Origin of the sequence: Pseudomethylobacillus aquaticus, from assembly GCF_003730115.1 — a bacterium.
GTDB lineage: Bacteria > Pseudomonadota > Gammaproteobacteria > Burkholderiales > Methylophilaceae > Pseudomethylobacillus > Pseudomethylobacillus aquaticus.
Genome location: NZ_RJVP01000007.1, coordinates 47,204 through 70,884, shown reverse-complemented (window position 1 = coordinate 70,884; position 23,681 = coordinate 47,204). Strand labels below are relative to the sequence as shown.

The 23,681-nt window shown below is 58.4% G+C and carries 26 protein-coding genes and 1 CRISPR repeat array (1 of these 27 cut by a window edge); of the genes, 14 read left to right on the top strand and 12 right to left on the bottom strand.

What is annotated here, in order from left to right; all coding sequences use genetic code 11:
• A CRISPR array of direct repeats spans nt 1-190; the repeat unit is 29 nt; unit sequence GTGTTCCCCGCAGACGCGGGGATGAACCG; it reaches 5,087 nt to the left of the window's first position.
• 313 nt (nt 191-503) lie between these two features.
• The 4 genes from ED236_RS12815 (at nt 504) to ED236_RS11335 (ending at nt 2,003) form a co-directional block, all read left to right on the top strand.
• Complete coding sequence (locus ED236_RS12815) at nt 504-707, top strand: phage virion morphogenesis family protein (RefSeq protein WP_148042299.1); 204 nt, start codon at nt 504-506, stop codon at nt 705-707.
• Nucleotides 641-946, top strand: a complete 306-nt coding sequence (locus ED236_RS11345; protein WP_205125682.1) for a phage virion morphogenesis family protein — start codon at nt 641-643, stop codon at nt 944-946. The genes ED236_RS12815 and ED236_RS11345 overlap by 67 nt, the downstream gene beginning before the upstream one ends.
• Before the next feature lie 429 nt (nt 947-1,375).
• On the top strand, nt 1,376-1,609 hold the full coding sequence (locus tag ED236_RS11340; protein ID WP_123238099.1) for a hypothetical protein: 234 nt from the start codon (nt 1,376-1,378) through the stop codon (nt 1,607-1,609).
• A 139-nt stretch (nt 1,610-1,748) separates the two neighbouring features.
• On the top strand, nt 1,749-2,003 hold the full coding sequence (locus ED236_RS11335; RefSeq protein WP_148042298.1) for a hypothetical protein: 255 nt from the start codon (nt 1,749-1,751) through the stop codon (nt 2,001-2,003).
• A 708-nt stretch (nt 2,004-2,711) separates the two neighbouring features.
• Here ED236_RS11335 and ED236_RS11330 read toward each other — a convergent pair.
• The 9 genes from ED236_RS11330 to ED236_RS11290 all read right to left on the bottom strand — a co-directional run bounded on the left by ED236_RS11330 (nt 2,712) and on the right by ED236_RS11290 (nt 12,511).
• Nucleotides 2,712-5,114, bottom strand: coding sequence for a heavy metal translocating P-type ATPase (locus ED236_RS11330; RefSeq protein ID WP_123238097.1), 2,403 nt, complete (start codon nt 5,112-5,114; stop codon nt 2,712-2,714).
• Between the two features lie 11 nt (nt 5,115-5,125).
• The gene (locus tag ED236_RS11325; RefSeq protein ID WP_240032135.1) at nt 5,126-5,908 is read right to left on the bottom strand and encodes a FixH family protein; all 783 of its coding nucleotides are present in this window, start codon (nt 5,906-5,908) and stop codon (nt 5,126-5,128) included.
• 4 nt (nt 5,909-5,912) lie between these two features.
• The gene (gene ccoG, locus ED236_RS11320; RefSeq protein ID WP_123238096.1) at nt 5,913-7,343 is read right to left on the bottom strand and encodes a cytochrome c oxidase accessory protein CcoG; all 1,431 of its coding nucleotides are present in this window, start codon (nt 7,341-7,343) and stop codon (nt 5,913-5,915) included.
• Between the two features lie 84 nt (nt 7,344-7,427).
• A complete protein-coding gene (ccoP, locus tag ED236_RS11315) occupies nt 7,428-8,369 on the bottom strand; it encodes a cytochrome-c oxidase, cbb3-type subunit III (RefSeq protein ID WP_123238095.1) in 942 nt (313 codons plus the stop codon).
• A complete protein-coding gene (locus ED236_RS11310; protein WP_123238094.1) occupies nt 8,366-8,551 on the bottom strand; it encodes a cbb3-type cytochrome oxidase subunit 3 in 186 nt (61 codons plus the stop codon). The genes ccoP and ED236_RS11310 overlap by 4 nt, the downstream gene beginning before the upstream one ends.
• A gap of 11 nt (nt 8,552-8,562) precedes the next feature.
• Nucleotides 8,563-9,297 (bottom strand): cytochrome-c oxidase, cbb3-type subunit II, encoded by a 735-nt coding sequence (gene ccoO / locus ED236_RS11305; protein WP_123238093.1) that lies wholly within the window; start codon nt 9,295-9,297, stop codon nt 8,563-8,565.
• A gap of 48 nt (nt 9,298-9,345) precedes the next feature.
• The gene (ccoN, locus tag ED236_RS11300; protein ID WP_123238092.1) at nt 9,346-10,791 is read right to left on the bottom strand and encodes a cytochrome-c oxidase, cbb3-type subunit I; all 1,446 of its coding nucleotides are present in this window, start codon (nt 10,789-10,791) and stop codon (nt 9,346-9,348) included.
• A gap of 99 nt (nt 10,792-10,890) precedes the next feature.
• Nucleotides 10,891-11,487: an SCO family protein gene (locus tag ED236_RS11295; protein ID WP_123238091.1), complete on the bottom strand. Its 597-nt coding sequence runs from the start codon at nt 11,485-11,487 to the stop codon at nt 10,891-10,893.
• A 169-nt stretch (nt 11,488-11,656) separates the two neighbouring features.
• Nucleotides 11,657-12,511 (bottom strand): PfkB family carbohydrate kinase, encoded by an 855-nt coding sequence (locus tag ED236_RS11290; protein WP_162299619.1) that lies wholly within the window; start codon nt 12,509-12,511, stop codon nt 11,657-11,659.
• A gap of 234 nt (nt 12,512-12,745) precedes the next feature.
• Here ED236_RS11290 and ED236_RS11285 point away from each other — a divergent pair, with 234 nt between their 5' ends.
• Together ED236_RS11285 and ED236_RS11280 are read left to right on the top strand one after the other, a co-directional pair.
• Nucleotides 12,746-13,660 carry a branched-chain amino acid transaminase gene (locus tag ED236_RS11285; RefSeq protein WP_123238170.1) on the top strand — a complete coding sequence of 305 codons (915 nt, stop codon included), beginning with the start codon at nt 12,746-12,748 and terminating at the stop codon, nt 13,658-13,660.
• Nucleotides 13,661-13,722: 62 nt separating this feature from the next.
• A complete protein-coding gene (locus ED236_RS11280; protein WP_123238089.1) occupies nt 13,723-13,911 on the top strand; it encodes a zinc-finger domain-containing protein in 189 nt (62 codons plus the stop codon).
• A 368-nt stretch (nt 13,912-14,279) separates the two neighbouring features.
• On the opposite strand, the gene murI is transcribed toward ED236_RS11280, so the two are convergent.
• Entirely contained in the window at nt 14,280-15,161 is an 882-nt protein-coding gene (gene murI, locus ED236_RS11275; RefSeq protein WP_123238088.1) for a glutamate racemase, read from the bottom strand.
• A gap of 228 nt (nt 15,162-15,389) precedes the next feature.
• On the opposite strand from murI, the gene ED236_RS11270 reads away from it, so the two are divergent.
• From ED236_RS11270 to ED236_RS11245, 6 genes are all read left to right on the top strand, one after another.
• Nucleotides 15,390-15,935: a cob(I)yrinic acid a,c-diamide adenosyltransferase gene (locus tag ED236_RS11270; RefSeq protein WP_123238087.1), complete on the top strand. Its 546-nt coding sequence runs from the start codon at nt 15,390-15,392 to the stop codon at nt 15,933-15,935.
• A 266-nt stretch (nt 15,936-16,201) separates the two neighbouring features.
• Complete coding sequence (locus ED236_RS11265) at nt 16,202-16,447, top strand: YezD family protein (RefSeq protein WP_123238169.1); 246 nt, start codon at nt 16,202-16,204, stop codon at nt 16,445-16,447.
• A gap of 81 nt (nt 16,448-16,528) precedes the next feature.
• The gene (locus ED236_RS11260) at nt 16,529-17,929 is read left to right on the top strand and encodes an OprO/OprP family phosphate-selective porin (protein ID WP_123238086.1); all 1,401 of its coding nucleotides are present in this window, start codon (nt 16,529-16,531) and stop codon (nt 17,927-17,929) included.
• A gap of 44 nt (nt 17,930-17,973) precedes the next feature.
• Complete coding sequence (locus ED236_RS11255) at nt 17,974-18,975, top strand: sulfate ABC transporter substrate-binding protein (protein WP_123238085.1); 1,002 nt, start codon at nt 17,974-17,976, stop codon at nt 18,973-18,975.
• Nucleotides 18,976-19,059: 84 nt separating this feature from the next.
• The gene (locus ED236_RS11250; RefSeq protein ID WP_123238084.1) at nt 19,060-19,413 is read left to right on the top strand and encodes a DUF2325 domain-containing protein; all 354 of its coding nucleotides are present in this window, start codon (nt 19,060-19,062) and stop codon (nt 19,411-19,413) included.
• A gap of 27 nt (nt 19,414-19,440) precedes the next feature.
• Nucleotides 19,441-19,659: a TOBE domain-containing protein gene (locus ED236_RS11245; protein ID WP_123238083.1), complete on the top strand. Its 219-nt coding sequence runs from the start codon at nt 19,441-19,443 to the stop codon at nt 19,657-19,659.
• 54 nt (nt 19,660-19,713) lie between these two features.
• Here the strand turns inward: ED236_RS11245 and cueR are convergent, their stop codons facing one another.
• Together cueR and ED236_RS11235 are read right to left on the bottom strand one after the other, a co-directional pair.
• Nucleotides 19,714-20,100, bottom strand: coding sequence for a Cu(I)-responsive transcriptional regulator (cueR, locus tag ED236_RS11240; protein ID WP_123238168.1), 387 nt, complete (start codon nt 20,098-20,100; stop codon nt 19,714-19,716).
• Between the two features lie 41 nt (nt 20,101-20,141).
• A complete protein-coding gene (locus tag ED236_RS11235) occupies nt 20,142-22,322 on the bottom strand; it encodes a heavy metal translocating P-type ATPase (RefSeq protein WP_205125681.1) in 2,181 nt (726 codons plus the stop codon).
• A gap of 164 nt (nt 22,323-22,486) precedes the next feature.
• Here ED236_RS11235 and ED236_RS11230 point away from each other — a divergent pair, with 164 nt between their 5' ends.
• Nucleotides 22,487-22,687: a heavy-metal-associated domain-containing protein gene (locus tag ED236_RS11230; RefSeq protein ID WP_123238082.1), complete on the top strand. Its 201-nt coding sequence runs from the start codon at nt 22,487-22,489 to the stop codon at nt 22,685-22,687.
• A 180-nt stretch (nt 22,688-22,867) separates the two neighbouring features.
• On the top strand, nt 22,868-23,524 hold the full coding sequence (locus tag ED236_RS11225) for a peroxiredoxin (protein WP_123238081.1): 657 nt from the start codon (nt 22,868-22,870) through the stop codon (nt 23,522-23,524).
• Nucleotides 23,525-23,681: the final 157 nt, after the last annotated feature.

Sequence of the window (23,681 nt, the reverse complement as noted above, 5' to 3'; positions counted from 1 at the left end):
TGAACCGCAGCCTCATCAAGGGCCATAACAGCGCAAGGAGTGTTCCCCGCAGACGCGGGGATGAACCGTACGCCCTGCGCCCGATACTCAACGCGCTGCAGTGTTCCCCGCAGACGCGGGGATGAACCCCACCATCCGCCCGATTGACCAGGCACGTGACCGTGTTCCCCGCAGACGCGGGGATGAACCACGTGGTTTATTCTTGGCAATCAGGCTTAACCTAGACGGCAGCCTGCTTTGGAATGTAGTGCCAATGAGTGAACTACGGAATTTGAATGGGAAACGTATGGGTGGGTTGTTGTGGCAGAAGGGGCTGGGACTCTAAATGACGCTCTGGTTTCACAGACTCCAGTACCGAGCATTATGTTCCAGGCAACATGCAAGGTACGCCCCTTCCGTCAACGATTAGAATAGCACAAATGATCCAAATCACCATTGAAGACCACGCGGTTATGCGTGCCCTGGCAGTACTCTAGGATAAGGCAGGCGATTTGTCGCCTGTTATGTCCGAAATCTCTGAGTTGTTGTTGGAATCAGCTGAAGATGCATTTGATCAGCAGCAATCTCCATTTGGCCTGCCGTGGAAGCCTCTCCAGAATCCTTCAGAACGTCGCGGGGGGGGGGGCTCAGTGCTAAAATCTTGCAGGATACTGGGCTGCTGGCTGCGAGCCTCAATGCCAGCCACGGATCTGACTTTGCTGAGCTGAGTGCCGGTAGGGTTTATGCTGCAATACACCAATTTGGCGGGCAGACCAAGGCGCATGTGATTTTGCCGAAAAACAAAAAAGCATTGGCCTTTGGAGGTCGAGTAGTGGCAAAGGTTAATCACCCTGGCAGCAGTATGCCTGCCCGGCCATTCATGCCTGTTAATTCCCAAGGTGATCTAGCCCCCTATGTCGAGCAATCCATCCTGAGTGTGCTTAACAAATACTTCATGGATACCTAGCTGCCACAGACGTTTTAAAAGTGTTCAAGCGCCCTAATGTAGCCAATTTTCATTAGCGTTGAATTTAACGCGTGTTCCCTGCAGACGCGGGGATGAACCGATCACGCTCTGACTGCATCAGCATCGTGCCGTGTGTTCCCCGTAGACGCGGGGACGAACCGCCACCCTTGGCGATCCTGACTTCATCGCAGGCCTGTTCCCCGCAGACGCGGGGATGAACCGATGGTCAGGCCGACTGCAAACAGCAGTGCAAATTGTTCCCCGCAGACGCGGGGATGAACCGCCATTAGCAGCAGGTGAGTTGCTATATTGGGGGGAATTAGCAGGTTCTCACCCTTGGCCGTCCAGGATGGTGTGGGGGTCACTAACGCTGGCCATAGGCTCCAATGTGTTCAGACGCTATTCTAAAATTGATCAGAAATCGAAAGCATGGCAAAAACACAGATTGATTACGCAGTGATTCTTGAGGCAGTGCTAATCTCGTCACGAGATGCTGCGCTCGAGGCGCAGGCTTCAGGCGCTAGCGTTGCCACTATGATGGCCTACTACGATGTACTCTCGGTTGCTCAGCAAACTGCTGAAATCATGGGCCTGACATTGGCAGATATCGGCCTGGCTGACTTTAATGTCGAATCGTTGGTTCCTACTGTAAAAGGTGGCTGATGACGCGATGATTTCTGTGCCACTTGATGGCAGCGTGATGTTGTATTACTGGAAAGACGATTCACCCAGGCTCGCGCTTAAGACAGTTGCGCTCTTTTTGTTGTGTGTCAAATGCTGTGTGTCAATTATGGAACAGGCCATGAAAACGGATGATGTTAAAAATTCAGAGCTGATTTCGAGCTTCTTGCAGAATTTGAAGCAAGATCCCTCTACAGCACCAAGGATGCTGACTCAGGTCGAGCTGCACGCTCTTCGGCTATACAAGGCCGAAATCCATAAGCAGGTTAGGGAGCTCATGCGGGCGGCGAAGCTTGCAGAGCCCTCAGCCAAAGAACTGCCTGCTCAGGGAGGTCTCCCGCCAGATGACCCAGTTTCAAAACTGAATCAAGACTAAAGCGCAACAGCCAGCCATTACTGGATAGCACGATGATGATCAATGATCGCGCTGGTGTAACACCTTCGACCGGGCTGATGGTTGATGCGCTAAACCGACTCCAGTAAAGAAAATGCCAGCCAGATAGCCTGAACCGTAAAGCCTGCAATCAAAACGTACATCAAGAAAACGTTAAGGGTCAGGCAGAACATAGCCGTGATCAAGGCATTGAATTTAAGAAGATATCCCATGGGCTTAGCATGATGGATTGCGGTATCGGAATCAAGATGTTGGTGGCGCCCGGTAGAGCATCAGGGCATATCAACTATACACACTGGCTATGACTGCACTCTTGTCAGGGCTCCACGCAGGCCCTGCCGCACGGATGGCGTGAATAATGGCTGTCTTGCTTAGCTGCGTTGATTGGCTTTTGAAGGGCCTGGATAAAGTTTCTGCCCCTTGAGCTGGCGATGGATGGTGAAGGCGGTAGCCCAGTTCTTGTATGCCATCCAGCATCGGGCGGCAAATGATTGCCATCCAAGCCGGATGATTCTAAGCTGACCGGGTGGGCGGCTTTTTCCAAAAGGAACGGTTGCGTACAATTGCTGAAATTGTTCGCATTATGGGGTTCGAATCCCACACCGCCCACACCGCCCACACCTCTATTGCTGCGTTGATTTGCTGCCTGACTTGTTTGGCATGCCGGTATTAGGGCATTTTTACGTGCAATCAGCGCAGCCTCAACGCGTTCAGTACCACGATCAGCGAGCTGATGGACATGCCGATAGCGGCCATCCAGGGCGATAGCAGGCCGACAGCGGCAAACGGTAGCGCCACAGCGTTGTAAGCCAGTGCCCAGGCGAAGTTCTGGCGGATGACCTGGATACCGAAGCGGCTGGTGGCGATGGCCTGGGCGATCTCGCGCAGGTCTTCGGTCAGCAGTACCACATCTCCGCTGGCACGTGCCAGTTGTGTGCCGCTGCCCATGGCGATGGAGACCTGCGCTCCGGCCAGTACGGGCGCATCGTTGATGCCGTCGCCGACCATGGCCACCACGGCACCCTGTTGTTGCAACTGGTGCAGTGCTGCCAGTTTCTCCGCCGGGGAAAGGCTGGCCTGCCAGTCGCTGATGCTCAGTGTGGCTGCGAAGTCACGCACGGTTTCGGTGTTGTCGCCGCTGAGGATAGCGAGTTGCAAGCCACGCTGCTGCAGGCTGGTGACCAGTGCCTGGGCGTGTGGACGTACCTGATCGGCCAACACGAACATGGCGAGTGTCTGTTGTTCGTCACTGAGCCACACCAGCGTGCCGACCGGGTTGGGGCTTGCTGCATGCAGCCTGGTGTTGCGTAGTTTGGCATTGCCCAACCGATAGCGTCTTCCATGGATGGTGCCGGTCACACCTTGGCCCGGGATGTTGCTGGCGTCTTCCACGGGCAACAGGGCTCGGCTATTGGCCGCGAGGAAGCTGCGCGCGAGCGGATGTTCCGAGTTGTGCTCCAGGCTGGCGGCCAGTTGCAGACAGGTGGCCGCATCCAGCGGGCCGAGTGGCTCGGTCTGCAACAGCACCGGGCGCCCCTGCGTCAGGGTGCCGGTCTTGTCGAACACCACGTGCGTGATGCGCGCCAGTGTTTCCAGCGCATGGCCACGCGTCAGCAGTACGCCGCGCTGGATAAGATGCGAACCGGCAGCGGCAAACGCCGCCGGGGCCGCCAGCGACAGTGCGCACGGGCAACTCACCACCAGCACGGTCAGCACGATCTCCAGGCAGCGTGCTGGTTCGAGCACATACCAGACTGCCCCGATGAGCACGACCAGCGCCAGCAACACATAGGTGAACCAGGCCGCGACCTGGTCAGCCAGTTGCGCCAGACGTGGCTTTTCGGCTTGCGCTCTGTCCAGCAGGCGGCTGATGCCCGCCAGCACGGTGTCTTCGCCCGTCGCCGTCACTTGTACCTGCAGCGGGCTTTCGTAGTTGATGCTGCCGGCCAGTACGTGGCTGCCTGTGCTTTTAGGTACTGGCTGACTTTCGCCTGTGAGCAGGGACTCGTCCGCGCTGCTCTCGCCCTGTATCACCACACCATCGGTGGCGATAGTCTCGCCCGGTTTGATCAGTAACACATCGCCGCAAGCGAGGTCTGCCACTGCCGTCAGCTGATTGCCTTCAGGCGCGATGCGCGTCACCACGGCGGGTACCAGGCGCAGCAGGTTCTCGGCTGCTTCCACGGATTTTTCACGCGCATTGCGTTCCAGATAGCGTGTGCACAGCAGGAAGAAGATCAGCATGGTCAGCGTGTCGTAATAGACCTCACCGCTGCCGGCCAGCGTGGCCCAGATGCTGCCGATAAAGCCGGTGATCAGGCCCAGTGAGATGGGCACGTCCATGCCTATGCTGTGATTACGCAGGCCGCGCCAGGCGGCGCGGTAGAACGGCAGTGCCGCGTAACTCATGGCCGGGATGCTCAGCACCAGGCTGAACCAGCGCAGTATTTGCGCGGTGGCGTGGTCCAGGCCCTGCGTGGGCCCAGCATACAGCGCCACGGCGATCATCATCACTTGTCCGGCGCACAGGCCGGCCACGGCGAGGCGGCGGAAATCGGCCTTGCGTTGCTGCTGGCGCAGCGCATCCTGTTGTGCGGCGCTGAACGGGTGGGCGTGGTAACCGAGCTTTTCGATCTCGGCCAGGATGTGGCTGAGTTTGATCACGCCTTCGTCCCAGCGCACACGTGCGCGCTGCGAGCCGTAGTTGATGGCCACATCGACCACGCCGTCCAGTTGCTGCAGATGACGTTCGTTCAGCCAGATGCAGGCGGCGCAGGTGATGCCTTCCAGGATCAGCGAAGCTTGCCGCAGTTCGCCTGCTTCCTGGCGCACAAAGCTGCGCTGTACTTGTGGATGGTCGTATAGCGCAAGTTTTGCCAGTGCTTCCGGCAACAGCGTTTCTGCCGTTCTGGGCAGTTCGGTGCGGTAGCGGTAGTAATCTTCGAGGCCGTTATCGACAATCGCGGTAGCGACTGCTGCGCAGCCCGGACAGCACATGGCGCGTGCCTGGCCCAGTACCTGGGTGTAACGGATGCCGCTAGTGGGGAGGGGCAGGCCGCAGTGGTAGCAGCCGTCGGGGTTCAGCTCGGCCATCGAGGCAGCCGCTATTCTTCAAGGAACAGCTGTTGGCTGCTACGGTAACTGCCGTCCGCATGGTTGATCTGCAGAATCAGCACCCAGCGTCCGGCATCCGGTAACCGCAAGCGGGTCTGGTACACCCCGGGGCTGGCTTCATCAAGGGCCAGTGTCTGGTCATCGCGGCTATTGGCCATGCGCCACAGTTCGATACGCGCTTCGGCCTGGCTGATCGGCTTGCCATTGCGGTCGCTGAGCTGCAGCGTGACCGGGCTGGCTTGCCTGCTCCTGAGTTGCTGCAGGCCTTGCAACTCGGCCTGCCAGCCCAGTTCCTGCTGCTGGATGACCTGTTGCAGATGCGGCTCGTAACTCTTGTTCTTGTCATGTGGCACCACGCCGGGGAAGGCGGTGTAGACCTTTTGCGTATCGCGTGGTGGCAACAGCAGGTCGGCGATGATACCGGGCAAGCCGTGGCTGGCGATGGACAACAGCACGGCATTCAGTACCACCAGCCCCATGAAGAAGGCGATGATCAGGCGCGGTGCCCAGTGCATCTTCTGCTTGTGGCGCTGCATGCCGCCAAACACGAACAGCAGGCCCGCATTGGCGAGATAGACCGCGAAATGGATGGCCAGCACGTCGCCGCCGGGCCAATGCTGGCTGCTATAGGCAAGGTAAAGTCCGAACGGTAGCAAGCCGCTCAGTACCGCTGCCCAGAAGCCGGACAAGCCCAGGCGACGGCTGCTGAAGAACAGCAGGGCAGCCAGCAGCAGGCCGCCGAACAGGGTTTCAGTCATGGATAACATCAGCATGGGCTCAGCGTTGGCTATTGAAGTTGGCAGGAACGACAACGGGCGCGGTGTCAGGGTTGCTGGAGGTCACCACGAACTCGAATTTTTCGGTCTGTTGCGCGATGGTGCGTTCCAGATCGACCTTGGCATTCATGATCAGGCTCTTGCCGGCGCGCACGCGTACTTCTTTGAGGCTGCCCAGGTCCAGCGAGCTGGCCGGGATGCCGCGCACACTCAGCTGATAACGCGCATCCAGCTCGGTCTTGTTGACGATGTGCACCTGATAGCGGTTACGGTAGCTGCCGTCCGACAGCATGATGAACAAGGGCTGGCGCACCTGCTGCACGCTGACGTCGGTGTCGTTGCGGGTGCCGATGTTATACAGCAGGATGCCGGCCGCGATCAGCAGCGCCGTGGCATAACCGATCACCTTCACGCGCTTCCATTCCAGTCTGGCTGGTTTGGGCTGGTCGCTGGACAGGTTCTTCTCTGAATCGTAACGGATCAGGCCGCGCGGATAACCTACCGAATCCATGATGTTGTTGCAGGCGTCTATGCACAGGCCGCAGGATATGCACTGATATTGCAGGCCGTCGCGGATGTCGATGCCGGTCGGACACACTTGCACGCAGAAGCCGCAGTCTATGCAGTCGCCATGGCCCTTTTCCTGACGTTCATCGCGCGTCTTCAGGCCGATGATGGGCAGGGTGCGGCCTTTGAGGCCTTCGCCACGCTTGCTGTCATAGCTCACGGCCAGGGTATCCGCTTCGTACATCACGCCCTGGAAGCGCGCATACGGACAGGCCAGCGTGCATACATGCTCGCGGATCACGCCAGCAGCAAAGTAGGTGGTGAGCGTGAGCACCCCTACGGTGATGTAAGCGGCCTCGACGGCGTGGCCGGTGAACAGCGCGATGACGAAATCCGGCGCATAGCTGAAGTAGGCGGCGAAGGTGACGGCGGTCCACAGCGACACCAGGATCATCAAGGCATGCGAGCCGCCGATCTTGAGGATCTTTTCTGCCCCCAGTGGCTGTTTCATCAGGCGTAAACGTGCCGGGCGCTCCCCCTGGATCATGCGTTCGATGAAGATGAACAGGTCGGACCACAGGGTCTGGAAGCAGAAATAACCACACCAGGCGCGTCCGATCAGGCCGGTGGTGAAGAACAGCAGTGCGGCGGCGATGAACAGCAGCATGGCCAGCCAGAAAATATCCTGCGGGTAGACGATCAGGTCAAAGATGAAGAAGCGGCGCGATTCCAGATCGAACATCACCGCCTGGTCCGCAGCACTGTTGCGCTGCCAGGGCATCCAGGGCAGCAGGAAGTAGATGGAATAGGCGACCACCATGACGGCGGTCTTGAAATTACGGAACTTGCCCTTGACCGAGCGCGTGACGATCGGGATCTGCTTGTGCAGCAGCGAGGAGGGTTTGGCGGCGCCTGTTTGCGGCATGATGCGTTATCAGCAACAGAACATCAGGTCAGCACAATGCGTCATGCGACGCACTGTGCTGGAGTAGGGGGCGCAGGTCACTGCTTACTTGCCGCCACCCAGGCTGTCGTGCACGTAGACGGTGAGCAGCTTGATCTGAGCCGGGCTCAGGCGACCACTCCATGCCGGCATCACGCCGCGATTCAGGCCGCCAGTGATCACGCGCTTCACTTCTGCCAGCTTGGCTGCGTCGGTCTTGCTGCCAGGGATGTCTGCCCACAGCCAGATCTTGTCGGTCAGGTTGGCCGAGCCCATCTGGATCTTGCCTTGTGCGTTCTCGCCATGGCAGTAGTAACAGGCCGCCGTTTCGCTACGGAACAATGCAGCGCCTGCCTTGCTGGCTTCGGCATCATGCGGTTCGCCGGACATCTCCAGGACATAGTTGGCGAGCTGGGTGATCTGCTCGTCCTGCAGCACTTCCTTGAACGGTGGCATGTAGCCGTTACGCCCTGCCACGATGGTCTCTTCGATGTTCTGATAAGTACCACCATATTGCCAGTGGTCGTCGGCCAGGTTGGGCGAGAAGCCGATCTTGCCTTGCGCACCCTGCTGGTGACAGGGAGCGCAGTTGTCGGTGAACATGGTCTTGCCTACCGAGTTGACGAACTGCATCAGCTCGGCATCTTTCTGCACGTCTTCAAACGGCATGGCGGCGACCTTGTCGAACCACTTCTTTTGCGCTTCCTGCAGCTCGTTCATTTCCACCATGAACTTGGAACGCATGTTCCAGTGGGTGGTTTTTTCAACCTGCTCACCATTGGGCTGGGTAGCGGTATAGGTGATGCTGTTCAGGCCAGGCACCCCCTTGGTGTAGTTGTCACCGATAGGCCAGGCCGGGTAGAACAGCCAGTACACGATGGTGAACACGAAGGTGATGTAAAAGCCCCAGATCCACCAGCGCGGCAAGGGGTTATCCAGCTCCTGCAGGTCGTTGTCCCAGACGTGACCAGTGGTGTTGGTGGTGTTGGTGTTGTTATCCTGACTCATGACTGCTTTTCCTTGACGTGCTCATCATCCAGCAACGGAATCTGCTTGTAGCTTTCCAGCTTGCTACCGCGTTGCTTGCTGCCGTATACATAAAACAGGATGCCGCAAAACACCGTGAAAAAGATCACCAGTGCCAGCGGCTTGGTGTTCTCGAACTGGGTGAACCACAGCAACCATTCCATCGAACTGATCCTTAGCGATACTTGACGAATTCGTCGTCAGCGTACTTCTTGAAATCGACCATGGTGCCCAGCACCTGCAAGTAAGACACCAGTGCATCCATCTCGGTGACCTGGTCGGCCTTGCCGTCGTAGTTGTTCAACTGTTCCTGGCCGATCAGGTTCTTTTCAGCATCCGGGATGTGCAGCTGCTTGGCCACATCTGCGCCGAACTCGGTCACATTGCGCTCGTATTCAGCCTGGCTGTTGGAGTAGGGCACGCCCGTGGTGCGCAGGGCCAGCATGCGTTTCTGGATATCGGAATAGTCCAGCGCGTTCTTGATCAGCCAGGGGTAGTTAGGCATCACCGATTGCGGCACCAGCGAACGCGGTGCGATCAGATGCTGGGTTTGCCACTCGTTGGAGTATTTGTTGCCTACACGTGCCAGGTCAGGACCGGTGCGCTTGGAGCCCCACTGGAACGGATGGTCATACTTGGATTCAGCTGCCAGCGAATAGTGACCGTAACGCAAGGCTTCATCACGGAACGGACGTATCATTTGCGAGTGGCACAAGTAGCAGCCTTCGCGTATATAGATGTCGCGCCCACGCAGTTCCAGCGGGGTGTAAGGCCGCACGCCCTCCACTTTCTCCACCGTCTCCTTGATAAAGAACAGCGGGACGATCTCCACCATGCCGCCGGCACTGATGGCAAGCATGGTCAGGATGGCGAGTATGCCAAGGTTACGTTCAATCTTGTCGTGCTTCATACGTGCTCCGTGTTTCTGTTTCGTCTGTTACTCAGGCAGTGTCTTAACTCAAGCCGCGGCAGGCGCCAGTTCGGCTTGCGTTTCGGTACTGCCTTGACGGATGGTTCTGTAAACGTTGTAGCACATCAGAATCATGCCGGCGAGGAAGAACGCACCGCCAACAGCACGCATGATGTAGAACGGATGCGCTGCTGCCACTGATTCCACGAAGGCATATTGCAGGTTGCCGTAATCATCGAAAGCGCGCCACATCAGGCCTTGCATGATGCCGGAGATCCACATCGCGGTGATGTACAGCAGCACGCCTATGGTGGCCAGCCAGAAGTGCACATTGATCAGGCGCAGGCTGAACATCTGGGTGTTCCACAAGCGTGGTACCAGGTGGTACAGCGAGCCGAAGGTGATCATCGCCACCCAGCCCAGAGCACCGGAATGCACGTGACCGATGGTCCAGTCCGTGTAGTGTGACAGGGCATTCACATCCTTGAGCGACATCATCGGGCCTTCAAAGGTGGACATGCCGTAGAACGACAGCGCCACGATCAGGAAGCGCATGATGGGGTCGGTGCGCAGCTTGTCCCAGGCACCGGACAGCGTCAGGATGCCGTTGATCATGCCGCCCCAGGAAGGCAGCAGCAACATGATGGAGAAGGTGGCGGCCAGCGTGGAAGTCCAGTCCGGGATCGCAGTCCAGTGCAGGTGGTGCGAACCCGCCCACATGTACAGGAAGATGATGGCCCAGAAGTGGATGATGGACAGGCGGTAGGAGTACACCGGACGGCCTGCCTGCTTGGGAACGAAGTAGTACATCATGCCCAGGAAGGCGGCGGTCAGGAAAAAGCCGACGGCGTTGTGGCCATACCACCACTGCGTCATGGCATCCTGTGCGCCGGAGAACAGGCTGTAGGATTTCATGGAGAACAGTTCGACTGGCACGGACAGGTTGTTGAACACGTGCAACAGTGCGGTGGCGAGGATGAAAGCGAGGTAGAACCAGTTGGCGACGTAGATGTGCGGCTGTTTGCGCTTCATCAGGGTGCCAACGAAGATGATGAGGTAGGTGACCCACACCACCAGGATCAGCAGGTCGATCGGCCATTCCATTTCCGCATATTCACGGCCCTGGCTATAGCCCATCATGTTGCCGAGTGCGGCACAGACGATGACCGTCTGCCAGCCCCAGAAGGTGAAACTGGCCATGCCGTCGCTCAGCAGGCGTGCCTGACAGGTGCGTTGTACAACGTAGTAAGAGGTTGCGAACAGGGCACTACCGCCAAAACCGAAGATCACCGCACCGGTGTGTACCGGACGCAGACGGCCAAAGGTGATGTAAGGGTTGTCAAAGTTCAGGAACGGAAACGCCAGTTCGGAGGCGATGTAAACACCGACAAACATGCCGATCGCACCCCAGACCAAGGTCATGATGGTGAATTTCCGCACAATGTCGTAATTGTACTGTTCGTTGATTGGTGCGCTGGTCGCGGCGGTGGCCATTACTACGTCCCCTAAATCTAAATTGCGTATGCGAAAAACCAAAAATTATAAGTGCTTACCACTAGGCAGAACAAGCAAAAAAATCTTATATAAATTGCGCTACATCAATAAAAGTTGTTGTAAATCATGCGCGATCAGCTCGGGTTTTTGACCATATTTCAGATAAACCCGGACTTTCCCTGATTTATCAAACGCATAGATGCCAGCGCTGTGGTCGATGTTGTAGTGCTCGCTGCCCGGTTCTGCCTGCTTCGCATAAAAGATCTTGAAATTGGCCGCTGTGGCGGCGATCTCTTCCGGCGTCCCGGTCAAGCCAATGAAATTGGGGTTGAATGAAGGCACGAACTGTGCCAAAACTTCCGGCGTGTCGCGCTCCGGGTCCACGGTGACGAACAGCACCTGCACCTGCTCGCCATCCTTGCCCATCAATTTCAGTGCGGCCGCCAGGTCAGCCATGGTGGTGGGGCAGATCTCCGGGCAATGCGTGAAACCGAAGAACAGCGCAACGGCCTTGCCTTTGAAGTCCTCCAGGGTGCGCGGCTTGCCGGTATGGTCGGTCAGCGCCAGCGTGTTGGCGAACTCGGCGCCGGTGATATCCGTGCCATTCAGCTCGGCCGGCGCAGGCTTGCCAGCGTCGCAGGACGATAACAAGACGCTCAGCACCAGGACAAGCAAGGCATTCAGAGTTCTATTCATGGTGTCCGGCTCCATACTGAAAACATAGACCCAAATGTTATCACGCCCCTAGCATCAAATTTTATGCAGTTCGGTGCTATGCAATTGAGTGCTTGTCAGGCTTGGTGGCATGCCAAAAAAATACATCGATAACGCGCAATATGACCCTGATTGCCTTGCTATCGTTCTGTCACAAATGCAGGTTGAAGCCGCGCATGCCACATTTTCGCCCCGCCAGCGCACAAGCAGAGTGCAGCGTGGCCGGCAGCGCTTGTTCAGACAGCAGTGCCGCGATGATGGCAGCATTGAAGGTGTCGCCCGCACCCAGTGTGTCGATGACCTGGCCGGGTGCTTGCGCAGAGGCATGATGCAGTTGTTCGCCTTGCATCGCATAAGCGCCCTCGCTTCCCGCTGCGACGATGACACCCGCCTGCGGAGCCAGCTTGCGCATCTGGCATAAAAAGTTGGCCAGTGGCCCAGTGCTGTGTTGCTCGGCGAAGCCGCGTGAGCACAGCAGCCAGTCTGGCAGTGTGTAAAGTTGCTCGATGCCCGGGCGTGGTTTTTCCAGTTCCAGTGAAATGGGCAAGGCGGGCCGACGGCGCCTGAGTGTGTGCATCATCGTGCTGAGCGCCTGGACATTGCGGCCTTCAAAGTGTGCCCAGTCCAACTCGTCCAGCGCGACACGGTCCAGTGCATCGGCGGCCAGTTCGGGCAGGTCGCGGTAATGCACAATGCTGCGCGCCTGGTGGCTAAGATAGATGCTGGAGGTGGGCGGCTTGCCCGGCAGTCGCGGACTGTGCTGGAAATCGATGCCATAGCGTATGAAATCTTCAGTGATCACCGCACTTTCCGGGGCATCGGCCAGTGTGCCGACGAAATGACACTGGTGCCCCAGTTGGCTCAACACCACGGCGCTGTTGGCGGCATTGCCGCCGCGCACGGTGCGTAATTGCTGGGCGCGCATCTCTTCGTCGGCACCGGGCGCATGGTCCAGCGTGAACACCAGATCCAGCGTGGCCGTGCCAACCAGCAAAATATTCGCCATCATCGATTCCTTTTTCTGTTCAAGCCAGTAGGCGCTCGTTTACAATTAAAGCTTTTCGGCGTTGAGCTGACAAGCCAGTCTCTGGTCGGGCCGCTGCGGGCCTGTAAAATCGCTGAGTATCTACAGCACAGAACGGCAAGCCACGCACAACAGCGCTGACAAGCTCATATATAACAGGGCCGACAGGCCCGCATTCAGGCAAAAGGAAACAAGAAGATGGCTGTGGCCAAATCAATGGCAGACCGTGATGGCGTAATCTGGTACGACGGCAAGATGGTGCCCTGGCGTGATGCCACCACGCATGTGCTCACGCATACCCTGCACTATGGCATGGGTGTGTTCGAAGGCGTGCGTGCCTACAAGACCGACAAGGGTACGGCGATCTTCCGTCTCAAGGAGCATACCGACCGCCTGTTCCGTTCCGCGCACATCCTCGGCATGAAGCTGCCCTACGACAAGGCCACCATCGCCGAAGCGCAGCGCGCGGCGGTGCGCGAGAACAATCTGGAATCTGCCTACCTGCGCCCGATGGCGTTCTACGGTGCGGAAGCCATGGGCATCGCTGCCAAGACCCTGTCCACGCACGTCATCGTCGCAGCCTGGAGCTGGGGCGCTTACATGGGTGACGAAGCGCTGGAGCGCGGCATCCGCGTCAAGACCTCGTCGTTCTCGCGTCACCACGTCAACATCACCATGTGCAAAGCCAAGGCCAACGGCAACTACATGAACTCCATCCTCGCGCATCAGGAAGCGGCGCAGGACGGTTACGATGAAGCCCTGCTGCTGGACGTGGATGGTTTTGTCGCGGAAGGCTCAGGCGAGAACGTGTTCATCGTGCGCAACGGCAAGCTGTACACGCCGGACCTGACCTCGGCGCTGGAAGGCATCACGCGCGACACCATCGTGCAACTGGCGGGCGAACTTGGCCTGACCGTGATCGAGAAGCGCATCACGCGTGACGAAGTCTATTCTGCCGACGAAGCCTTCTTCACCGGTACGGCTGCTGAAGTCACGCCTATCCGCGAGCTGGATAACCGTGCCATCGGCGCAGGCAAGCGCGGCCCGGTCACTGAAAAACTGCAGTCACTGTACTTTGATGTGGTCAAGGGTCGTTCACCAGCACACGAGCACTGGCTAACGCTGGTATAAATCTGGGCGCTCATGCCTGCCATGGCGGGCATGAGCGAGTGAGCAATCTGGAGAAGTTAGCGATGTCTGACGTTAAAGAATTCGAAGTGTCGGCAAAAGACCTGCCACTGCACTGCCCTACCAAAGAGGTCGCTCTGTGGGCCTCGCATCCACGTGTGTTCCTTGACCTGGCAGCTACCGGACATGCTGCTTGCCCCTACTGCGGCACGCGTTACAAGCTCAAGGCTGGCGAAGTCATCGGTCACCATTAGTTTTGGGTCATCGCTGGTTTTAAAAGGCGACTTTTGAGGAGCGGTCATCCAGCTGGCCAGCCAGGATGGACTCGCTTTAATCGTCTGTCGAATCAACCCCTAGCTTGTTGTGCACCGCAAGCGGGTCAGGCCTGGTCGCTGACCTTATTACCACGACTTAGGACATCTCCAATTACCCGAGTTGTCGTTCCCGCGCAGGCGGGAACCCAGGCCATCAAGCCAAACCGCGATATGCATGCCGTGCTTCGCTGAACTCCCGTCGGAATCACATGGCGAGCTAAGGCGTCGGACATCCACCCTGAATTTACGACGGTTAATACCAGGTTTTGGGTAATCTTTGTTTAACTTTCTGGTTTTTCAACAAACATCTAGCGGTTGATGTGTGTATACGCTTCCGGCAATGTCAGCACGATGGCAGGTGCCGACCATAAGCGTGCGATCAGTGCCGAGGTTTCGGCGAAGCTGGCCACCGTGCCACGGTTCAGCCAGAAGTGATTGTTACCTGCCAGGCTGGACGGGTTGAGCAGTGCATGCTCGGCAAGCTTGCGTTGCAGCTGACGTGCCACCGCGGCACCGGTATCGATGATGGCGATGTCCGGGCTGCCTAGAGACTCGATCAGCGGACGCACGAAGGGATAATGGGTGCAACCCAGTACCAGCGTATCCGCTCCGGCATTCAGCAGCGGGCGCATATAGCGTTCCAGCAAGGCGCGTGTTTCTGCCGTATCCAGCTCGCCGCGCTCTATGCATTCCACCAGGCCATTGCAAGCCTGCGTCACCACTTCCACTTCCTGGCCATAGCTTTCCAGCAGCGCTGCGAATTGGGCGCTTTGCAAGGTGCCCGTGGTGGCCAGCACACCGACCACTCCGCTGCGCGAGGCGGCGACAGCCGGTTTCACGGCAGGCTCCATGCCGATGATGGGCAGCTCGAAATGCGCACGCAAGCTGCTGATGGCCGCTGCCGTTGCGGTGTTGCAGGCCACCACCAGTGCCTTGGCGCCTTGCTCCAGCAGAAAGCGGCTCAGCGCGAACGCGCGTTGCTGGATGGCGTCAGCGGATTTGTTGCCATAAGGTGCCTGGTCGCAATCCGCCACAAAGATCAGATCTTCGTGCGGCAGCAGGCTGCGGATGTGTTGCAGTACGCTGAGCCCCCCCAGGCCGGAGTCGAATACTCCGATGGGGGCGGTGGAATGGACAGTGTCGGTCACGGTGGGCAGTTCTCCTGTTGCGCCGAGTGTAGCGAACTGCATCCGGCTTGTCATGGTCCGAGAGCGTCATGGTCCGAACAGCGCATGGTCCGAACAGCGCATGGTCCGAACAGCGCATGGTCGTGGTGACGCTTGCGTTACAATCTGCACGCGACTGGATGGCTTGCCCAGGCAAGGCCGTCGCTGATACCACAATAGATAAATTACAGACTTTTTATCGCAACTTCATCGCGCCTGAGTTCTCAGGTGCCAACACTATAGGGAAGCAGCATGGGCAACAGACTCAGCAAGATCTACACACGCACCGGTGACGATGGCACTACCGGTCTGGGCGATGGCAGCCGCATCGATAAAGATAGCCTGCGTGTTGAAGCCATGGGCGATGTGGACGAGCTGAACGCCATCATCGGCATGCTGCTCACCGAAACCTTGCGTGAAGATGTGGTGGCTGCGCTCACACGGGTGCAGCACGACCTGTTCGATCTGGGCGGGGAGATCTGCATCCCCGGCCATGCCATGGTCAAGGCGGAGCGTGTCACCCAGCTGGAGCAGTTGCTGGATGCCCTGAACGAGCCACTGGAGCCGCTCAAGGAGTTCATCCTGCCCGGCGGCAGCCGTGGCGCGGCCGTTTGCCATCTGGCCCGCACGGTGTGCCGTCGCGCCGAGCGCCAGTTGATCCGTCTCAGCCGCGAATCCGAGGTGACGGCAGTGTCCTTGCAGTACCTGAATCGTCTTTCCGATCTGTTGTTTGTGCTGGCGCGTGCCTTGAACCGCGATGCTGGTCAGGGGGATGTGCTATGGAAGAATCAGGGTTGAGGCCCACGCCAGCTTGCTTGTTATACGCCTTTGCCATAGGCGTTTGCAATGACAGGCTAGCCTGATCGTCAGCCAGCAACTGGCGTTAGACGCGTTGCATTTTTAGTGCTTTATCAAGCAGGCGCCGCAAGGCGCCTTTTGTTTGCCTGCTGCTTTTATATTCATTTTGGTTATTTTTATATCAACACAAATTATTTTTAATTGTTTAACTGGATTGCTAAAGTGCGCAGCGTTCACTTTATGAATTGTTGAAGAAAGGTCACACCATGGCAAACCCCGCAGCAGCATCCGCAAGCGCGCCATACGCAGGTGCACTGAGCGCCGAAGTCGCACAAGAGATCCTGCGCGCGGTCGAGCAGCTGCGTCTGCACTCAGGTTATGGCTCGGTGGAGATCACTGTCCACGATGGTCGTGTGACGCAGATCGAACGGCGCGAAAAAGTGCGCTTTCCACAAGACCAGCAATTCAAAAAGACGACAGCCGTTTCCCAAAGCCCGCTGCCTACAAGCTGACATCAGCGCAGTGGCGACTCAATTAAAGATCGATATCGATGCACTGACCGGACGGCCGGAAGCTTCACTACTCAGGGGTTAATGATGAATTTGAAAAAGAACTATCTACATAGTGTGGTGATCGCCAGCCTGGTCGGCAGCGCGGCGCTGCTTTCTTCCGGCGCGGCATTGGCCAATGATTCGGACGAGCTGGAAAAGCTGCGTGCGCTGGTGCAAGAGCTGGATCAGAAGATCCGTGTGCTGGACCGCAAGGCTGAACTCTCGGAAGAAAAAGCCGAAGCAGACCGTAAAGCCGCACCGGTGATCAAGGCCGGCAGTAGTGGCTTCAGTGTGGAATCCGCAGACAAGAAGAACTCCATCAAGCTGCGCGGCCTGCTGCAGGCTGATTCGCGCAACTACTTCAGCGACGACAATCCTGACATCAACAACGAATACACCTTGCGCCGCGTGCGTCCGCGTCTGCAGGGCACCTTCTTCAACATTTTTGATTTTGACATCAACACCGATTTCGCCCCGGCAGCCGCAGTCGTGCAAGATGCGTTCATCAATGCGCGTATCCAGCCCTGGTTCCAGGTACAAGCCGGTAAATTCAAGGTGCCGGTCAGCCTGGAGCGCATCCAGAGCGGCGGTGACCTGCGCTTTGTCGAGCGCTCTTATGTGTCGGATTCCATCGCCCCTAACCGCGATGTGGGTCTGCAGATCCACGGCAATGTGCTGAATGAGAAGCTCAACTATGCCGTCGGTGTGTTCGACGGTCAGTTCGATGGCCAGAGCAACGGCAGCAACCGTGACAACGTCGCCAACGCAGACGGCAAAGAGATCGCCGTACGTGTGTTCGCCACGCCGTTCAAGGGAGAAGACAGCGTGCTGGAAGGACTGGGTTTCGGTTTGTCTGCCACCCGTGCCAATGGCAGCGACCAGGCAGTGGGTGACAGCTACCGCACACCGGGTCAGCGCAACATCTTTGCTTACAACGGCGCCACGCTGACCGACGGCGACAAGACGCGCTTCTCGCCGCAGGCCTACTACTACAACGGCCCGTTCGGCCTGATCACCGAATACATCAAGAGCGACACCGATGTGGTGCGCGGTGCCAACAGCGACAAGATCAGCAACGATGCCTGGCAGATCGCCGCGTCGTGGGTGCTGACCGGTGAAAACAACAGTTTCCGTGGCATCACCCCCAAGCGTGATTTCGACCTGAACGCAGGCACTTGGGGTGCATGGGAGCTGGCAGTGCGTTACCACCAGCTGAATGTGGATGACAAAGTGTTCGAAGGCCCGGCCGCGACGCGCTATGCCAGCGCCACCTCCACCACGGAAAAAGCTTCTTCATGGGGCTTGGGCGTGAACTGGTACCTCAACAAGAACCTCAAGGTGCAAACCACCTACGAGCAGACCAGCTTTGACAGTGGCGTTGCTGGCGTACAAGACCTGGAAGACGAAAAGGTGCTGTTCACACGTTTGCAGGTCGCATTCTAGTTTTGCTTGATTCTGGACATTAAAGAGAAAGAAAAAGGAACATCATGAAATCACCGATTTTGACATTCACCGGTCTGCTGGCAGCGCTGCTGCTGTCGGCCAGCGTGCACGCGGCAGAAGTCACGCTGCTCAACGTCTCCTACGACCCGACCCGCGAGCTGTATCAGGATTACAACGCGGCCTTCTCCAAATACTGGCAGGCCAAGACCGGCGACAAGGTCACCATCAAGCAGTCGCATGGCGGGGCGGGCAAGCAGGCCCGTGCCGTGATCGACGGCCTGGAAGCCGACGTGGTGACGCTGGCGCTGGCTTATGACATCGACGCCATCCATGAAAAAGCACGTCTGATCCCCAAGGATTGGCAGAAACGTCTGGGCAACAACAGCTCGCCCTACACCTCCACCATCGTGCTGCTGGTGCGCAAGGGCAATCCCAAAGGCATCAAGGACTGGGATGATCTGGCCAGGCCTGGCGTTTCCGTGATCACGCCTAATCCCAAAACCTCGGGCGGTGCACGCTGGAATTACCTGGCGGCCTGGGCCTATGCCCTGAAGAAGTACGGCAGCGAAGACAAGGCCAAGGAGTTCGTCGCCCGGATCTACAAGAACGTGCCGGTGCTGGACTCTGGTGCGCGTGGTTCCACCACCACCTTCGTGGAACGGGGTATCGGTGATGTGGCCATCTCCTGGGAGAACGAAGCCTTCCTGGCACTGAAGGAACTGGGCCCCGAGAAGTTCGAGATCGTGGTGCCTTCCTTGTCCATCCTGGCTGAACCGCCGGTGACCATCGTCGACAAGGTGGTGGACAAGCGCAAGACCCGTGTGGTGGCGCAAGCCTATCTGGACTATCTGTATTCTGAAGAAGGTCAGGACATCGCGGGCAAACACTACTACCGGCCTACGCTGGCATCCGCTGCCGCCAAGTACGAGAAGCAGTTCCCCAAGCTCAACCTGATCACCATCGATGAGGTGTTCGGCGGCTGGCAAAAAGCGCAGAAGACCCACTTCAGTGACGGTGGCGTGTTCGATCAGATCTACGGTAAGTAAGGGTTTATCAGGTAACAAGGTGTGATGGCATGGGCGGGGGAGGTCCCCGCCTGTGCATCCACCCAATCAACCGAGGAGAGCAGCATGAGCAGCGCACTTGTGATCGGCGGCGATCAGATCGGCAGCATACGCCAGGTGTTGCAACAGCAGGGCATCCAGCACGTACATCACTGGACCGGCCGCAAAGTGGGCGACGCCAAGCGCGTCATCCCGCACGACACCGAACTGGTGGTGATGGTCACCGACTGGCTCAGTCATAACTTCATGCACAAGATCAAGCAGGATGTCAGCAAGCGCAAGCTGCGCGTCGTGTATACCCGCAACGGCAGTGCCCGCCTGCGTACCCAGTTACAGGCCTCAGGTGAAGTGGCCATGGAGGTAGCCTGTCGCTGCCTGATGCATATACGCAGCCTCTTTGGTTCAGGGTCACGACCCTGACCTTTTTAATCTGGACAGGAGTTTCACATGGCAATCCATGCAATCAATGTACGTAATCAGTTCCGTGGCCGTATCAAAGAGATCATCGTCGGGCCCGTCGTCTCGGAAGTGGACGTGGAAACCGCGCTGGGCACGGTAACGTCCGTGATCACCACGCGCTCCATCAACGAACTGGGGCTGCAGGTGGGCACCGAGGTGTTGGCCCTGGTCAAATCCACTGAAGTTTCGATCGCCAAGATAGGCTGACAGATCGTTTAACAAGGTCCGTAGCCGCCCAGCCTGCCACACCTTAGGCCACGTTCAGTTGGCCAGCCTGTCCAGAATGGGACAATCTGGCCGCTGATCGCCCTGGCAGCCATCCACCAGCCGTTGTAATTCCGCCTGCATCGCCTCCAGTTCGGCGACCTTCTGTTTCAGCATCCTCACATGTGCACTGACCATCGCTTTCACTTCACTACTCGGGCGCTGCTGGTTATGCCATAGCTCCAGCAGCTTGCCGATCTGTACCGTGGAAAACCCCAGGTCACGCGCCTGGCGGATAAAGCGCAGCAGGTGCAAGTCACTTTGATTGTATAAACGGTAACCGGAAAAGGTGCGGGCCGGCTTGGGCATCAGACCGATCTGCTCGTAATGGCGGATCATCTTGGCCGAGATGCCGCTGGCTTGCGCTGCCTCACCTATGTTCATCAATCTGGCACCTATCGGTCTGGTATTCGTCGCATCAGCACTCATGAGGCCTCCCGTATTGGGCTGGCGGCTTTCCAGCGCCGCAGCGTCAGCGTATTGAGTACCACGCTCACCGAACTGAGCGCCATCGCCGTACCCGCCACCATGGGGCTCAACAGCCCGAATGCCGCCAGCGGGATCCCCGCCAGGTTGTAGATGAAAGCCCAGAACAGGTTCTGCTTGATCTTGCGGTAGGTGCGCCGCGACAGGTCGATGGCGTCTGCCACCAGTGCCGGGTCAGCACGCATCAGCGTGATGTCGGCGGTGTGCATGGCCACATCGGTGCCACTGGACATGGCAAAGCTCACATCCGCCACCGCCAGTGCTGGTGCATCATTGATACCATCACCCACCATGGCCACGATGCGGCCATCCTGCTTGAGTGCCGTGATCGCCTCAGCCTTGGTTTCCGGCGACTGTTCTGCCAGTACCTGGCTGATGCCCGTCTGGTTTGCTACCTGGGCGGCACTGCTGGCGTTGTCGCCAGTGAGCAATACGCTGTGTATGCCCAGGCTGTGCAGATGTGCGATCGCCTGCTGCACGCCCGGCTTCAGCGCATCGCCAAACACCAGCAGGCCGAGCAGGCGCGGCGGGTTGGTGGTGCCTACCCAGGCCAAGGAGTGGCCCGCCTGCGCATCCGCTGCCGTTTGTAATGCCGCCATCGGGATGTTCAGCGCGCGCATCCAGCGTGCGTTACCGACATGGATGCGCAAGCCATCCACCGTACCCACGCTGCCCAGCCCGGCCAGGTCGTGCATGTCCTGCGCACTTGCCGCCTGCACTTGCTGCCCCGCAGCATGCTCGCGCACGGCGCGTGCCAGTGGATGCAGGCTGCCGTGCTCCACGGCCAGCACCTGTTGCAGCAACTGGCGCTCATCACCGTCCACGGCGATGATGTGCAGCAGGCTGGGTTTGCCGACGGTGAGTGTGCCGGTCTTGTCGAACACCACACGCTGGATGCGGTGCGCCAGTTCCAGCGCATTGGCGTCCTTGATGAGGATGCCGTGACGCGCGGCCAGGCCGGTCCCCACCATGATGGCGGTGGGGGTGGCCAGCCCCAGTGCACACGGGCAGGCGATCACCAGCACCGCCACGGCACTCAGAATGGCCTGCTCCCAGTCACCGGTCAGCACCACCCAGCCTGGCAGCGTGAGCAGCGCGATGACCAGCACGGCTGGTACGAACACCGCGCTCACCTGGTCCACCAGGCGCTGGATCCCGGGTTTGGCGATCTGGGCCTGCTCTACCAGCCGGATGATGCGCGACAGCGTGGTGTCGCTGCCGACTGCCAGCGTACGCACCAGCAGCCGTCCATCGAGGTTGATGGCACCCCCTGTCACGCGTTGCCCGGCCTGCTTGCTGACGGGTGTACTCTCGCCAGTGATCAGCGCTTCGTCCACATGGCTGTGGCCATCCGTGATCTCGCCATCCACCGGGATACGCTCGCCCGGCTTCACGATCACGATGTCCTGCAGTTGCACGGCGTTGAGTGGCAGCTCGACTTCCAGGTCATCACGCCACAGTCGTACCGTATCGGGCCGCAGTGCCTGCAGGGCGCGGATGGCTGCTGTGGTCTGGCGTTTGGCGCGGCTTTCCAGCCATTTACCCAGCAACACCAGGCTGATCACAGCGCTCGATGCCTCGAAATAGAGATGTTCGCTGCCTTGCCACCACAGGTATAAAGAAAGCGCATAGGCCGCGCTGGTGCCGATGGCGACCAGCAGGTCCATATTGCCAGCGCCATGGCGCACGGCATTCCAGCCCGCGCGGTAGAAACGTGCGCCCAGCCAGAATTGCACTGGCGTTGCCAGCAGCCACTGCCAGTGCCCGGCCAGCATCCAGTGCATGCCGAACGCATTCAGCAGCATGGGCACCAGCAAGGGCAGGGTAAGTAGCGCGGCCAGCAGCACCTTGCTGCCAGGCTGGCTGCCGGATGTGGCGGGGAGTGGCGTGTCCTCCTTGAGCAGTGTCGCGTCATAACCTGCATCGCTCACCGCCTGCAGCACGCTTGCGGCGCTATGCGTGCCTGCTTGCAGCGTCACATGTGCGCGTTCGGTAGCGAGGTTCACACTGGCGCTGGCTACGCCCGGCGCCTGCTGCAAGGCTTGTTCTACGCGTGCCACGCAACTCGCACAGCTCATGCCGCTGATGGCGAGTTCCAGATTGGTCTGGCTGGGTTTCATGGTTGGGTTCCTGAGGTCGTCATGCTGAAGGCGCTCATGCTCAAGTTTCCCATTATGGCAAGGTCAAGCGCTGATTTGCAGTATGCCATGCTTGACCTTGCCATGATGGTAAGCTCCAGGCTAATACATTCAAGAATGTAACTAGGCTATGAAAGGAAATCACCATGACCACCTATAAAGTCGAAAAGATCAGCTGCATGGGCTGTGTGAACGCCATCACGCGCGTACTGCAGCAGGGCGATGCTACTGCCAGGGTCGATGCAGACCTGACCAGCAAGCTGATTCACGTGGAGGCCAGCCTCAGTGTGGAAGAAGTGCAGCAACGTCTGGAACGTGCGGGTTACCCTGCTGTGTTGCAAGCGTGACCGGGACTAAACCAGAAGTTATAAAGATATAGATTCATATTCTTTTGTATGAGGCGTTCGCTTTGCTACATTGAGGCTTGATGCGCTGTGTGCTGCTCTGCCCAGATACAGGCATACAGCCACAGCCAATGACGCATGTCGCCTTGCCAAGCACAAGGCCTTCAACCGGAGAATCCCAGCATGACCGATCAGGCAAGCCCTTATCCCATCCCACGTATCAACGAGCTGGCGCCAGATTTTGAAGCCAGCTCCACGCACGGCCCGCTCAAGTTGTCCGACTACCGTGGCAAATGGGTGGTGCTGTTCGCCCACCCGGCTGATTTCACGCCCGTGTGCACCACCGAATTCATCGGTTTCGCCAGGCATGCAGATGCGTTCAGTGCGCGTAACGTGCAACTGATCGGCGTTTCCGAAGACAGCAATTCCAGCCATCTGGCCTGGATCGCCAACATCAAGCAGCACTTTGGCGTGCGCATCCCGTTTCCGGTCATTGATGACCGTGCCGGTCATGTGGCCGCCAGGTATGGCCTGATCCACCCCGGTGAATCACAGACCGCCACTGTGCGCGCCGTGTTCGTCATCGACGACAAGGGCCTGATCCGTGCGTTTGTCTATTACCCGCTGACCACAGGCCGTTCCATAGAAGAGATCCTGCGTCTGGTGATCGCCCTGCAGACCACCGACCAGCACAAGGTGGCCACACCGGAAGGCTGGCAACCCGGCGACAAGGTCATCGTCCCGGCACCGGCTACCCAGGCCGCGGCGGAAGCACGCAGCAGCGAAGGCTATGAAACCGTGGATTGGTACTTCAGCAAGAAAGCGCTACCGCTCGGCTGAGAGGCTGCATCGTCTGAATCTCCGGTGCCTGAATCACCGTAGATTCGTTGGGTCGTCATTCCGGCGCAGGCCGGAATCCAGGTAATTGAGCTTTTCGTGATGCCGGGACAGGGATGCCATGGTGCAGCTGCGCTGCACCTCGCTAGATCGCCGCAAT

Excerpts from the sequence above, each read along its gene's own strand:
- ED236_RS11235 (WP_205125681.1), bottom strand. The coding sequence starts at position 22,322 with ATGAAACCCAGCCAGACCAATCTGGAACTCGCCATCAGCGGCATGAGC.
- ED236_RS11325 (WP_240032135.1), bottom strand. The coding sequence starts at position 5,908 with ATGCTGATGTTATCCATGACTGAAACCCTGTTCGGCGGCCTGCTGCTG.
- ccoG (WP_123238096.1), bottom strand. The coding sequence starts at position 7,343 with ATGCCGCAAACAGGCGCCGCCAAACCCTCCTCGCTGCTGCACAAGCAG.
- ED236_RS11310 (WP_123238094.1), bottom strand. The coding sequence starts at position 8,551 with ATGGAATGGTTGCTGTGGTTCACCCAGTTCGAGAACACCAAGCCGCTG.
- ED236_RS11255 (WP_123238085.1), top strand. The coding sequence starts at position 17,974 with ATGAAATCACCGATTTTGACATTCACCGGTCTGCTGGCAGCGCTGCTG.
- ED236_RS11270 (WP_123238087.1), top strand. The coding sequence starts at position 15,390 with ATGGGCAACAGACTCAGCAAGATCTACACACGCACCGGTGACGATGGC.
- ED236_RS11260 (WP_123238086.1), top strand. The coding sequence starts at position 16,529 with ATGATGAATTTGAAAAAGAACTATCTACATAGTGTGGTGATCGCCAGC.
- ccoN (WP_123238092.1), bottom strand. The coding sequence starts at position 10,791 with ATGGCCACCGCCGCGACCAGCGCACCAATCAACGAACAGTACAATTAC.
- ED236_RS11335 (WP_148042298.1), top strand. The coding sequence starts at position 1,749 with ATGAAAACGGATGATGTTAAAAATTCAGAGCTGATTTCGAGCTTCTTG.
- ED236_RS11245 (WP_123238083.1), top strand. The coding sequence starts at position 19,441 with ATGGCAATCCATGCAATCAATGTACGTAATCAGTTCCGTGGCCGTATC.
- ED236_RS11340 (WP_123238099.1), top strand. The coding sequence starts at position 1,376 with ATGGCAAAAACACAGATTGATTACGCAGTGATTCTTGAGGCAGTGCTA.
- ED236_RS11295 (WP_123238091.1), bottom strand. The coding sequence starts at position 11,487 with ATGAATAGAACTCTGAATGCCTTGCTTGTCCTGGTGCTGAGCGTCTTG.
- ED236_RS11230 (WP_123238082.1), top strand. The coding sequence starts at position 22,487 with ATGACCACCTATAAAGTCGAAAAGATCAGCTGCATGGGCTGTGTGAAC.
- ED236_RS11280 (WP_123238089.1), top strand. The coding sequence starts at position 13,723 with ATGTCTGACGTTAAAGAATTCGAAGTGTCGGCAAAAGACCTGCCACTG.
- ED236_RS11290 (WP_162299619.1), bottom strand. The coding sequence starts at position 12,511 with ATGGCGAATATTTTGCTGGTTGGCACGGCCACGCTGGATCTGGTGTTC.
- ED236_RS11225 (WP_123238081.1), top strand. The coding sequence starts at position 22,868 with ATGACCGATCAGGCAAGCCCTTATCCCATCCCACGTATCAACGAGCTG.
- ED236_RS12815 (WP_148042299.1), top strand. The coding sequence starts at position 504 with ATGTCCGAAATCTCTGAGTTGTTGTTGGAATCAGCTGAAGATGCATTT.
- ED236_RS11330 (WP_123238097.1), bottom strand. The coding sequence starts at position 5,114 with ATGGCCGAGCTGAACCCCGACGGCTGCTACCACTGCGGCCTGCCCCTC.
- murI (WP_123238088.1), bottom strand. The coding sequence starts at position 15,161 with ATGCAGTTCGCTACACTCGGCGCAACAGGAGAACTGCCCACCGTGACC.
- ED236_RS11250 (WP_123238084.1), top strand. The coding sequence starts at position 19,060 with ATGAGCAGCGCACTTGTGATCGGCGGCGATCAGATCGGCAGCATACGC.
- ccoO (WP_123238093.1), bottom strand. The coding sequence starts at position 9,297 with ATGAAGCACGACAAGATTGAACGTAACCTTGGCATACTCGCCATCCTG.
- cueR (WP_123238168.1), bottom strand. The coding sequence starts at position 20,100 with ATGAACATAGGTGAGGCAGCGCAAGCCAGCGGCATCTCGGCCAAGATG.
- ED236_RS11285 (WP_123238170.1), top strand. The coding sequence starts at position 12,746 with ATGGCAGACCGTGATGGCGTAATCTGGTACGACGGCAAGATGGTGCCC.
- ccoP (WP_123238095.1), bottom strand. The coding sequence starts at position 8,369 with ATGAGTCAGGATAACAACACCAACACCACCAACACCACTGGTCACGTC.
- ED236_RS11265 (WP_123238169.1), top strand. The coding sequence starts at position 16,202 with ATGGCAAACCCCGCAGCAGCATCCGCAAGCGCGCCATACGCAGGTGCA.